The sequence below is a fragment of the Micromonospora sp. CPM1 genome (assembly GCF_023896895.1).
Taxonomy (GTDB): Bacteria; Actinomycetota; Actinomycetes; order Mycobacteriales; family Micromonosporaceae; genus Micromonospora; species Micromonospora tulbaghiae.
In genome coordinates this window covers 26,861-38,319 of the sequence record NZ_JAMHIU010000012.1, presented here as the reverse complement: position 1 = coordinate 38,319, position 11,459 = coordinate 26,861, and the positions used below count along the sequence as shown (strand labels likewise).

General features: G+C 72.7%; 12 protein-coding genes. 11 read left to right on the top strand and 1 reads right to left on the bottom strand.

What is annotated here, in order from left to right; translation table 11 throughout:
• Positions 1-47 precede the first annotated feature (47 nt).
• From M8C11_RS16415 to M8C11_RS16370, 10 genes are all read left to right on the top strand, one after another.
• Positions 48-857 carry a 2-keto-4-pentenoate hydratase gene (locus M8C11_RS16415; RefSeq protein ID WP_121683144.1) on the top strand — a complete coding sequence of 270 codons (810 nt, stop codon included), beginning with the start codon at positions 48-50 and terminating at the stop codon, positions 855-857.
• Between the two features lie 45 nt (positions 858-902).
• A complete protein-coding gene (locus M8C11_RS16410) occupies positions 903-1,832 on the top strand; it encodes an acetaldehyde dehydrogenase (acetylating) (protein WP_252450191.1) in 930 nt (309 codons plus the stop codon).
• On the top strand, positions 1,829-2,887 hold the full coding sequence (gene dmpG, locus M8C11_RS16405) for a 4-hydroxy-2-oxovalerate aldolase (protein ID WP_252450190.1): 1,059 nt from the start codon (positions 1,829-1,831) through the stop codon (positions 2,885-2,887). Before M8C11_RS16410 ends, dmpG begins: the two co-directional genes overlap by 4 nt.
• Positions 2,884-3,657, top strand: a complete 774-nt coding sequence (locus M8C11_RS16400) for a 2-keto-4-pentenoate hydratase (protein WP_120573583.1) — start codon at positions 2,884-2,886, stop codon at positions 3,655-3,657. Before dmpG ends, M8C11_RS16400 begins: the two co-directional genes overlap by 4 nt.
• Positions 3,654-4,091 (top strand): RidA family protein, encoded by a 438-nt coding sequence (locus tag M8C11_RS16395; RefSeq protein ID WP_252450189.1) that lies wholly within the window; start codon positions 3,654-3,656, stop codon positions 4,089-4,091. Before M8C11_RS16400 ends, M8C11_RS16395 begins: the two co-directional genes overlap by 4 nt.
• The gene (locus M8C11_RS16390; RefSeq protein ID WP_121683149.1) at positions 4,084-4,608 is read left to right on the top strand and encodes a 3-hydroxyanthranilate 3,4-dioxygenase; all 525 of its coding nucleotides are present in this window, start codon (positions 4,084-4,086) and stop codon (positions 4,606-4,608) included. The genes M8C11_RS16395 and M8C11_RS16390 overlap by 8 nt, the downstream gene beginning before the upstream one ends.
• Before the next feature lie 3 nt (positions 4,609-4,611).
• Positions 4,612-5,607 carry an amidohydrolase family protein gene (locus M8C11_RS16385; protein ID WP_252450188.1) on the top strand — a complete coding sequence of 332 codons (996 nt, stop codon included), beginning with the start codon at positions 4,612-4,614 and terminating at the stop codon, positions 5,605-5,607.
• 63 nt (positions 5,608-5,670) lie between these two features.
• Positions 5,671-7,143, top strand: coding sequence for an amidase (locus M8C11_RS16380; protein ID WP_252450187.1), 1,473 nt, complete (start codon positions 5,671-5,673; stop codon positions 7,141-7,143).
• Positions 7,144-7,213: 70 nt separating this feature from the next.
• A complete protein-coding gene (locus tag M8C11_RS16375; RefSeq protein WP_026268244.1) occupies positions 7,214-7,498 on the top strand; it encodes a hypothetical protein in 285 nt (94 codons plus the stop codon).
• The gene (locus tag M8C11_RS16370) at positions 7,485-7,898 is read left to right on the top strand and encodes a DUF5130 family protein (RefSeq protein ID WP_091423148.1); all 414 of its coding nucleotides are present in this window, start codon (positions 7,485-7,487) and stop codon (positions 7,896-7,898) included. Before M8C11_RS16375 ends, M8C11_RS16370 begins: the two co-directional genes overlap by 14 nt.
• 107 nt (positions 7,899-8,005) lie before the next feature.
• On the opposite strand, the gene pepN is transcribed toward M8C11_RS16370, so the two are convergent.
• A complete protein-coding gene (gene pepN / locus M8C11_RS16365; protein WP_252450186.1) occupies positions 8,006-10,552 on the bottom strand; it encodes an aminopeptidase N in 2,547 nt (848 codons plus the stop codon).
• Between the two features lie 228 nt (positions 10,553-10,780).
• Here pepN and M8C11_RS16360 point away from each other — a divergent pair, with 228 nt between their 5' ends.
• Complete coding sequence (locus tag M8C11_RS16360; RefSeq protein ID WP_252450185.1) at positions 10,781-11,404, top strand: disulfide bond formation protein DsbA; 624 nt, start codon at positions 10,781-10,783, stop codon at positions 11,402-11,404.
• Positions 11,405-11,459 lie beyond the last annotated feature (55 nt).

Sequence of the window (11,459 nt, the reverse complement as noted above, 5' to 3'; positions counted from 1 at the left end):
GTGGGCAGAATGGCCGGAATCCCCAGCGACGTAAGCGAGGAGCCGCCATGACCGTGGACATCGAGGCCGCCAACCGGGAACTGGCAGTGGCCCGGCAGGACGGGAAGCCCTGCCCGCCGCTGCGCGGCCGGCTGCTGCCCGAGGGCGACATCGAGGCCGCGTACCAGGTGCAGCAGGTCTACACCCGGCAACGGCTGGGCAAGGGGCACCGCCGCGTCGGCGCGAAGATCGGCCTGACGTCGCGGACCGTGCAGGAGAGCTTCGGCGTCTTCCAGCCCGACTTCGGGGTGCTCTTCGACGACATGGCCGTCGGCGACGGTGTCGAGGTGCCGATCGACCGGCTGCTCCAGCCGCGGGTGGAGGCGGAGATCGCCTTCGTGCTCGGCGCGGACCTGCCGGACGAGCGGGTCACCACCGTCGACCTGATCCGGGCGGTGGACCACGTGCTGCCGGCCATCGAGATCGTCGACTCGCGGATCGCGGACTGGGACATCTCCATCGTGGACACGGTGGCGGACAACGCCTCCAGCGGCCTGTTCGTGCTCGGCACCGCGCCCCGGCGGCTCGCCGACGTGGACCTGCGGCTGTGCGGCATGGTGCTGGAGCACGCCGGTGAGCCGGTCTCGGTCGGCGCGGGCGCGGCCTGCCTCGGCAATCCGCTGCACGCGTTGCAGTGGCTGGCCGGCACGATGGCCCGCGCCGGTGACCCGCTGCGGGCCGGTGACGTGGTGCTCTCCGGCGCGCTCGGCCCGATGGTGCCGGTCACGCCCGGCGCCGCGTACGAGGCGCGCATCTCCGGCCTCGGCTCGGTGCGTACCTGCTTCTCCTCGGAGGAGACCCGTGAGCGCGAGGAGTGAGCCGGTTTTGCGAGCCCCGCAGTCGCGAACGAAAGGCGGCACAGCATGAGCGTCGGAGTGGCGGTGCTCGGGTCGGGCAACATCGGCACCGACCTGATGATCAAGGTGTTGCGGCTCAGTGAGAGCCTGCGCATGGTGGCGATGGCCGGCATCGACCCGGCCTCGGACGGTCTGGCCCGGGCCCGCCGGCTCGGCGTGACCACCACCGCCGAGGGCGTCGACGGCCTGGTCGCGCTGCCCGAGTTCGCCGATGTCCAGCTCGTCTTCGACGCCACCTCGGCCGGCGCGCACAAGCGGCACGACGAGGTGCTGCGGGCACACGGCCGCACCGTCGTCGACCTGACGCCCGCCGCGATCGGCCCGTACGTGGTGCCGCCGGTGAACCTCGACGAGCACCTGGGCGAACCGAACGTCAACATGGTGACCTGCGGCGGGCAGGCGACGGTGCCGATCGTGCACGCGGTCGGCCGGGTCACCCCCGTCGCGTACGGCGAGATCGTCGCCTCGATCGCGTCGAAGTCCGCCGGTCCGGGCACCCGGGCCAACATCGACGAGTTCACCGAGACGACCGCCCGCGCCATCGAGGTGGTCGGCGGCGCCGAGCGCGGCAAGGCCATCATCGTGCTGAACCCGGCCGACCCGCCGCTGCTGATGCGCGACACGGTCTACTGCCTGTGCCCGGACGCCGACGCCGACCGGGGCGCGATCGCCGCCTCGGTGGCCGACATGGTGAAGACGGTGCAGGAGTACGTGCCCGGCTACCGGCTCAAGCAGGACGTGCAGTTCGACGCCGTGGACACGTACGCGCCGGTGCTCGGCCGGCACTTCACCGGCCTGCAGGTGTCGGTGTTCCTGGAGGTCTCCGGCGCCGGGCACTACCTGCCCGCGTACGCCGGGAACCTCGACATCATGACGTCGGCCGCGCTGCGTACCGCCGAGCGGCTGGTGGCGCTGCGGGAGGTGAGTGCGCGATGACCGACCTCTACATCCAGGACGTGACGCTGCGCGACGGCATGCACGCCATCGCCCACCGGTACACGGTCGACCAGGTGCGTACCATCGCCGCCGCGCTCGACGCGGCCGGTGTGGCGGCGGTCGAGGTGGCGCACGGCGACGGCCTGGCCGGTTCCAGCGTCAACTACGGGCACGGCGCCGCCGCCGACGCGGACTGGATCGCCGCCGCCGCCGAGGTGCTGACCACCGCGCGGCTGACCACGCTGCTGCTGCCGGGCATCGGCACCATCGCCGACCTGAAGGCGGCGAAGGCGCTCGGCGTGACCAGCGTCCGGATCGCCACGCACTGCACCGAGGCGGACATCTCCGCCCAGCACATCGCGTGGGCCCGGGAGAACGACATGGACGTCTCCGGGTTCCTGATGATGTCGCACCTCAACGACCCGGCCGGGCTGGCCGCGCAGGCCAAGCTTCTGGAGTCGTACGGCGCGCACTGCGTCTACGTCACCGACTCCGGCGGGCGGCTGCTGATGTCGGACGTGGCGCAGCGCGTCGACGCGTACCGTCAGGTGCTGGAACCCGAGACGCAGATCGGCATCCACGCGCACCACAACCTGTCCCTGGGCGTGGCGAACAGCGTGCTGGCGGTCGAGCACGGCCGGATCCTCGGCGACGGCCCACTCGGTTCGCCGTCCGGGCGGACCGTCCGGGTGGACGCGTCGCTCGCCGGCATGGGCGCCGGTGCGGGCAACGCGCCGCTGGAGGTCTTCGTCGCGGTCGCCGAGCTGCACGGCTGGAAGCACGGCTGCGACGTGTTCGCGCTGATGGACGCCGCCGACGACCTGGTCCGCCCGTTGCAGGACCGGCCGGTCCAGGTCGACCGGGAGACGCTCTCCCTGGGGTACGCGGGCGTCTACTCCAGCTTCCTGCGGCACGCCGAGCGGGCCTCGGCCAAGTACGGCGTGGACGTCCGCTCGATCCTGGTCGAGCTGGGCCGCCGCCGGATGGTCGGCGGCCAGGAGGACATGATCGTGGACGTGGCACTCGACCTGGCGGCTAAGGAGAACAACTCATGATCGGGCCGGACATCGCCGGCATCGCGGAGAAGCTGGGTGCGGCGGCCGACGACGCCACCGCGATCCCGCAGCTCGCCGCCGAGACCGGCCTCGACGTCGACGCCGCGTACGCGGTGCAGACCGCGCTGGTGCAGCGCCGCCTCGACCGGGGTGAGCGGCTGGTCGGCCTCAAGATGGGGCTGACCAGCAAGGCCAAGATGGCGCAGGTCGGCGTGGACGAGGTGATCTGGGGCCGGCTGACCGACGTGATGCGGGTGCCCGACGGCGGCGGTGTCGACGTCGGCGACTTCATCCACCCCCGGGTCGAGCCGGAGGTGGCGTTCCTGCTGGACCGGCTGCCCGACCCGGGCGAACCGGTCGGCTCGTTCACCCGTGCCGTGCGCGCGGTCGCACCGGCGATCGAGCTGATCGACTCCCGGTACGCGAACTTCACCTTCTCGCTGCCGGACGTGATCGCCGACAACACCTCGGCCGCCGCGTTCGTGGTCGGGCCGTGGTCGCCGGTGCCGGACGGGCTGGACAACCTCGGCGTGCTGCTGGAGATCGACGGGCGGGTGGCGCAGGTCGGCTCGACCGCCGCCATCCTCGGCGACCCGCGCCGCGCGCTGGACGAGGGGCTGCGGCTGGCCGGCCGGCACGGCGTCCGGCTGCGCAAGGGCTGGGTGTTCCTGGCCGGCGCGGCCACCGCCGCGGTGCCGCTGCGCCCCGGTGCGCACGTGCGCGCCACTGTGGAGAAGCTCGGCTCCGCCACCCTGAAGGCCCTGCCATGACGGCCCGCGTGACGGCCCGCGTGGTGGCCGGGAAGGCCGTGCCGCGGGGCGCGTTCCCGCACATCAAGGTGGCCGGCGGGTTCGTCTACGTGTCCGGCACGTCGTCGCGCCGGCCGGACAACACGTTCGCCGGCGTCGCGGTGGACGAGTTCGGCACCACCGACCTGGACATCCGGGAGCAGACCCGGGCCGTGATCGAGAACATCCGGGACCTGCTGCGCACGGTCGGCGCCGACCTGACCGACCTGGTGCAGGTCACCAGCTACCTGGTCAACATGAACGACTTCGGTGGCTACAACGAGGTGTGGGCGGAGTTCTTCGACGCCACCGGGCCGACCCGGACCACGGTGGCCGTACACCAGCTTCCGCACCCGCATCTACTGATCGAGATGCAGGCCGTCGCCCTACTTCCGTCGGGAGGTTCCCATGAGTGAGATCGCCGAGCCGTTCAGCTTCTCCGGCTGGATCGGCGACAACCAGCACCTGCTCAAGCCGCCGGTGGGCAACAAGGAGATGCTGCCCGGCAGCGACGACTTCATCGTCATGGTGGTGGGCGGCCCGAACCAGCGCACGGACTTCCACGTCGACCCGTACGAGGAGTTCTTCTACCAGGTCAAGGGCAACATGCACATCAACCTGATGCTGCCCGAGGGCCCGCGTACGGTGCACGTGCGCGAGGGTCAGATGTGGATGCTGCCGCGCAACACCCCGCACTCGCCGCAGCGCCCCGAGGCCGGCTCGATCGGCATGGTGATCGAGCGGGTCCGCGAGGAGGGCACGCTGGAGAAGTTCCAGTGGTACTGCGGCGAGTGCCACCACAAGGTGCACGAGGTGGAGTTGCAGGTCCGCGACATCGCCGCCGACCTGCCCCCTGTGTTCGCCGCGTTCTACGCCGACGAGAAGGCCCGCACGTGCGACAACTGCGGCGCGCTGCACCCGGGCAAGGGCTGACGCGTGCCGGTCGTGGACGTGCACACGCACGTCGTACCGAAGGGGTGGCCGGACCTCGCCGCGGCGTGCGGCGGGTCCGGCTGGCCCTGGCTGCGGGTGGACTCCGAGCGCGCCGCCATGATCATGGTGGGGGAGACGGAGTTCCGCCCGATCGGCGCGCAGTGCTGGGACGCGCCGACCCGGCTGGCCGACATGGACGCCGACGGCGTGGACGTGCAGGTCGTCTCGCCCACTCCGGTGTTCTTCAGCTACGACCGCCCGGCCGACCAGGCGGTCAAGGTGGCCCGGATCTTCAACGACCTCACGCTGGAGGTCACCGCCGCGGGCGGCGGCCGGCTGGTGCCGTTCTGCCAGGTGCCGTTGCAGGACCCGGACGCGGCCTGCGCCGAGCTGGACCGCTGCCTGTCGGCGGGGCACGCCGGCGTGGAGATCGGTAACCACGTCGGTGACCGGGATCTGGACGACGAGGGCATCGTGCAGTTCCTCGCCCACTGCGCCGAGGTCGGCGCGCCGGTGTTCGTACACCCGTGGGACATGCCCGGCGGGCCCCGGCTGGACCGGTGGATGGCGCGTTGGCTGACCGGGATGCCGGCCGAGACGCACCTGTCGGTGCTCTCGCTGATCCTCGGCGGCGTGTTCGACCGGGTGCCGGACACGCTGCGGATCTGCTTCGCGCACGGTGGCGGCAGCTTCCCGTTCTGGCTGGGCCGCGCCGACAACGCCTGGCACCGTCGCGGCGACCTGGTACGCGGCGCGTCCAGCGCACCGCCCAGCTCCTACGTCGACCGGTTCCACGTCGACTCGGTGGTCTTCGAACCGGCCGCGCTGCGGTTGCTGGTGGACACCATGGGCGCCGAGCGGGTGCTGCTCGGCAGCGACTACCCGTACCCGCTGGGGGAGCGGCCGGTCGGCGACGTGGTGCACCGGGCGGACTTCCTCACCGACGCGCAGCGGGACGCGCTGCTCGGCGGCAACGCGCTGCGGTTCCTCGGCCGCTGACGGCGGCCGCCCGCCGGACGTGTCGCCGGGCCTCCCGGCCGCCGGACCGGCAGGATGGACGGCATGGCCGAGCCGCACGACCTGACCGCGCTGGAACAGGCCGCCGCGATCCGCCGGGGCGAGCTGTCCAGCCTGGAACTGGTCGAGCACCACCTGCGCCGGGTCGAGGCGCTCGGCGACACCGTCGGCGCGTTCGTCACCGTCACCGCCGACCGGGCCCTTGCCGCCGCCCGTGCCGCCGACGCGCTCGCGGCGGAGGAACGCGGCCCGCTGCACGGGGTGCCGACCGCGATCAAGGACCTCACGCTCACCGCCGGGGTACGCACCACCTTCGGCTCGGCCGCCTTCGCCGACTTCGTCCCGCCGGTCGACGCCGACGTGGTCCGCCTCCTGGCCGACGCCGGCCTGGTCAGCCTCGGCAAGACCACCACCTCCGAACTCGGCTGCTCGCTCTACTCCGAGGGGCTGGCGGCGCCGCCGGCCCGAAACCCGTGGGACCTCGCGTACACCGCGGGCGGGTCCAGCGGCGGAGCGGCAGCGGCGGTCGCCGCCGGGCTCGTGCCGGTGGCGCAGGGCTCCGACGGCGGCGGCTCGCTGCGCATCCCGGCCGCGCTCTGCGGCCTGGTCGGCTACAAGCCCAGCCGGGGCATGGTCTCCGGCGGGCCGCTCGGCTTCGGCGGCTTCGGGCTGCCGGTGAACGGGCCGATCGGCCGTACCGTCGGCGACGTGGCCGCGCTGCTCGACGTGCTCGCGCGCCCGGTGCCCGGCGAGCCGTACCTGCCGCCGGCGTCGCCCGCCGGCGGGTACCTCGGCGTCACCCGCGCCGCCCACGCCACCGGCCCCGGCCGGCTGCGCGTCGGCCGCTTCACCACGCCGATGCTCGCCGACGAACCGGTCCACCCGGACTGCGTCGCCGCCGTCGACCGGGCCGCCGCGCTGCTCACCGACGCCGGCCACGAGGTGGTCGACGTCCCCGCGCCGCTCGGCCCCGAGGCGTGGCCGCTGTTTGAGACCGTCTGGTACGCGCTGGCGGTCACCCCGGTCCCGGCCGGGCGCGAGGGCGACCTGCTGCCGCTGACCCGGTTCCTGCGCGAGCGCGGCGAGGCGCTCGGCGCGGCCCGGCTGATGGCCGCGCTCGGCGAACTCCAGGCGCAGGTACGCCGTGGCGTACGCCGTACCGCCGGTTGTGACCTGCTGCTCTGCCCGACGCTCGCGACCCCGCAGGCGCCGGTGGGCGCGTTCGCCGCCCTCGAACCGGCCGAGGACTTCGACCGGCAGCGGCGCTTCTCGCCGTACTGCGCGGTCTTCAACGTGACGGGTGATCCGTCCGTTTCGCTGCCGGTCGGACGGACCGCTGGCGGGCTACCGGTCGGGGTGCTGCTCACCGGCCGGTACGGCGACGACGCGACGTTGCTCGCCACTGCCGCGCAACTGGAGCACCGGAGTGACGGATGGGATCAGCACCCCGCAATCTGGCGGGCCGCCGACTCCGCTAACGTGAACATCACAAGTGACGTGGGGCGCGACCGGTCCTGACCGGCCGACCCGCACCATTCCTGGTCTCTCTTTCCGCCTGGGGGCGTTGGGATTGTCTGTTACCGAGACGTTGGTGGTCTTCGTCGGCATCCCGGCCGCCGCGGTGCTGCTGATCGCCGCCCTGGCGGCCGTCGGCAGCCGCGGCAACGGTGGCGGCGCCAAGCGCTACCGGCCGGGCCGGCCCTTCGACTTCACTCCGGTCTGGTTCCTGGGCCGTCCGGAGCAGCTGGCCGACTCGGCCGGCACGGCGCTGGCCGCCGGGGCGCAGGCGCCGGCGTTGACCAGCCGCAAGCAGGAGCAGGCCGGCCGGGAGGCGCCGGCCGGTGGAACCGGAGGCGCAAGTGACCGTTGGTGAAGCGCGGCCCACGACGGGGACGGGCACCCCGCCCGACGTGCTGGACGGACCGTTCTCGACCCGTCAGCTGCTCCGCATCGACGAGGCGCTGCGCCTCGCCGACCAGGGCACCGGCCTGGTCTTCTCGGTCTACGTCGGCGGCCTCGACGAGCCGATCCGGGAGCACGCCGAGCGGCTGCACCGCCAGCTCGCCGACCCGGACCGCTCGGTGCTGATCGCGGTGTCGCCCAACCAGCGGCAGCTGGAGATCGTCACCGGCAAGTACGCGCGCAAGCGCATCCCGGACACGTACGCCAAGCTGGCCGCGCTCTCCATGGTGGCCTCCTTCGGCGGCGGCGACCTGGCCGGCGGCATCATCCAGGGCCTCGACCAGCTCGCCAGCCACGCCGGCAAGGGCTGATCCGCCCGCACACACGACGAAGCCCGGCCCGCGCACACGCGGGCCGGGCTTTCTCGTTCGCCGGCGGCGCAGGGCCCACGACAGCGGCCGGGGCCGGCATGCCTCACTCAGGCGCTGCGCGCGTCCCGCTCCCGGGCCTTCAGCGCGCGGACCACGCCGTCGCGGCCCTCGGCCACCAGCCGCCGCAGCGACGCCGGCCGGCCGTCCTGGGCCAGCCAGGCGTCGGTGGCCGCGACGGTGTCCTCCTCGACCAGGTACGCCGGGTAGGCGAGCTGCACGAACTCCTGCGCCGGCTCGCTGTCGCGCTGCGCCCACACCTGGTCCACCGTGGCGAAGTACCGCTCCCGGTAGGGCGCGGTCAGCTCGACCTGCGCCGGGTGGGTGAAGCCCTGCAACAGCGCCCGGTTACGCCAGTTGGGCAGCGCGTCCGGGCCGGTGAGCAGCGCCCACACCGCGGCCTTGTTCTCGACGGTCGGCACCAGCGCGTGCGCGTACGCGGCCTCCCGTTCGCCGCTGGCGGTACGGTCGGCGGCCAGTTCCGCGTCCACGTCGGCGGCACCGGCCGCGCCGTTGGCGACGAGCGACTGGAGCACCGTCCAGCGCAGCTCCGTGTCGACGGTCAGCCCCTCCGGCACCCCGTTGCCGTCCAGCCAGCCGCGCAGCGTGGCCAGGTCCTCGCCGGAGCGGGCCGACGAGGCGTACGCGCGGGCCCAGGCGAGCTGGAAGCCGCTGCCCGGCTCGGCCGCCGCGAGCGCGGTCCGGGCGGTACGGGACAGGTCGGCCCAGCCGGTCGGCGCCCACTCCGGGTCGGCGTAGAAGGTGAGCGCCGTGGTCGCCTGCCGCAGCGTGGCCGTGACCAGGTTGATGTCGGTCTCGGCGGTCAGCCCGGCCAGCACCAGCGCCACGTAGTCGCGGGCCGACAGCTCGGCGTCCCGGGTCATGTCCCACGCGGCGGTCCAGCACAGCGCCCGGGCCAGCGACGAGTCGAAGCCGGCGATGTGCTGCACCACAGTGGCCATCGACCGCTCGTCCAGCCGCAGCTTGGCGTAGGTGAGGTCCTCGTCGTTGAGCAGCAGCACGTCGGCGGCCGGCTTGCCGTGCAGCTCGGACAGCTCGGTCAGCTCGCCGGTCACGTCCGTCTCGATCAGCTCGCGGCGCACCAGCCGGCCGTCGGTCAGGTCGTACAGGCCGACGCCGATGCGGTGGGTACGCAGCGTCGGGTAGGCGGCCGGCGCCTCCTGCCGGACCACCACCCGCTCGTACGTGCCGTCGGTGCCGATGGTCACCTCCGGGCGCAGCGTGTTGACCTGCGCGGTCTCCAGCCACTGGGCGGCGAACTTGCGCAGCTCCCGGCCGGAGGCCGACTCCAGCTCGGACAGCAGGTCGTCGAAGGTGGCGTTGCCCCAGGCGTACTTGCCGAAGTAGGCGCGCAGGCCGGCCAGGAACGGCTCCTCGCCCACGTACGCGACGAGTTGCTTGAGCACGCTCGCGCCCTTGGCGTACGTGATGCCGTCGAAGTTGACCTCGACGGCCTCCAGGTCCGGCATCTCGCAGTAGACCGGGTGGGTGGAGGAGAGCTGGTCCTGCCGGTAGCCCCAGTTCTTGCGGATCGACAGGAACGTGGTCCAGGCGTCGGTGAAGCGGGTGGCGTGCGTGTTGCACCAGTGGCTGGCCCACTCGGCGAACGACTCGTTGAGCCACAGGTCGTTCCACCAGCGCATGGTGACCAGGTCACCGAACCACATGTGCGCCAGCTCGTGCAGGATCGTGTTGGCGCGCTGCTCATACTCGAAGTCGGTGACCTGCGACCGGAAGATGTAGTGCGACTCGGCGTGCGTGACGCAGCCGAAGTTCTCCATCGCGCCGGCGTTGAAGTCCGGCACCCAGAGCTGGTCGTACTTGGGCAGCGGGTAGCGCACGCCGAACTTCTCCTGGAAGAAGTCGAAGCCCTGCGTGGTGATCAGGTGCAGGTCGTCGGCGTCCATGTGCGGGGCCATGCTGGCCCGGCAGAAGTAGCCCATGTCGATGCCGTCGTGGGTGCGGCGCACCTCGTGGTACGGGCCGGCGCACAGCGCGGTGATGTAGGTGCTCATCCGCTCCGAGACGGTGAAGTGCACCGTCTTCAGGCCCTCACCGGCGGCCTCCTCGCGCTGCACCGGCATGTTCGACACGACCCGCCAGTGGTCCGGGACGGTGGCGTGCCAGGTGTAGACGCTCTTCAGGTCGGGCTGGTCGAAGCAGGCGTAGACCTTCTGCGCGTCGGCGGTCTCGAACTGGCTGTAGAGGTAGGTCTCGCCGTCCACCGGGTCGACGGTGCGGTGCAGGCCCTGCCCGCTGTTGGAGTAGCCGAAGTCGGCGTCGACCACCAGCACGTTCTCGGCGGCCAGGCCGCTGAGCGTCAGTCCCTTCTCGGCGGACCAGCCGGACAGGTCCACCGGCTCGCCGTTGAGCGTGGCCGACCGCACCGATTCGGCGGCTGTCTCGATGAATGTGGTCGCCCCCGGCTCGGTGCAGCGGAACCGGACCTCGGTCACCGAGCGGAACGTGCGACCGGTGGACTGCACCGCGGTCGACAGGTCAAGGCTGATGTCGTACCCGGTCACCTCGAGCAGGCGGGCCCGCTCGGTCGCCTCGACCTGGGTCAGGTTGCGCACTCCCGGCACTGTTCGTCTCCATCCCACTCGTCTCGCCGCGCCCCGCGGCGCCGGTTCTCCCCCGGCCGCTCGTGACGGCCCGTCGAAGACCGAGTCTTCCATGCACGGACCGCTCTCGGTGGTCGAGGTCACGCTCTCATTCCGGTACCGGGCGCCGGGGTACGGGGTGAGGATCGGAGGTGACCGCGCCGGGTCCCCGGCGCGACGATGTCGTGAAGGGAAAACACCGTGACCGAACGTGTCACCGCGGACATGTGGTTCGACCCGCTGTGCCCGTGGGCGTGGATCACCTCCCGTTGGCTGCTGGAGGTCGAGCAGGTCCGGGACGTGGACATCCGGTTCCACGTGATGAGCCTGTCCGTGCTCAACGACGGCCGGGAACTGCCGGAGGAGTACCGGGATCTGATGCGCGACGGCTGGGGCCCGGTGCGGGTGTGCATCGCCGTCGAGCAGGCGCACGGCGCCGAGGCGCTGGCGAAGCTCTACACCGCGATGGGCACCCGGATCCACCTCGGTAAGGAGGGCCTGGGCCGGGACATGCTGGTGGGCGCGCTCACCGACGTGGGCCTGGACCCGGCGCTCGCCGACGCGGCCGGGTCCACCCAGTACGACGAGGCGCTGCGGGCCAGCCACGAGGCGGGCATGCGGCCGGTCGGCACCGACGTGGGCACCCCGGTGATCCACGCCCCGGGTCCGGACGGCGGTCAGGTCGCCTTCTTCGGCCCGGTGATCACCCCGGCGCCGAAGGGCGAGGCGGCCGGCCGTCTCTGGGACGGCGTGCTGCTCGTCGCCGGCACCCCCGGCTTCTACGAGCTGAAGCGCACCCGGGAGCAGGGTCCGATCTTCGACTGAGCGCGGGACGTGACGCGCCCGGGCCCCGCACCGCCCGTCACCGGGCCGGTGCGGG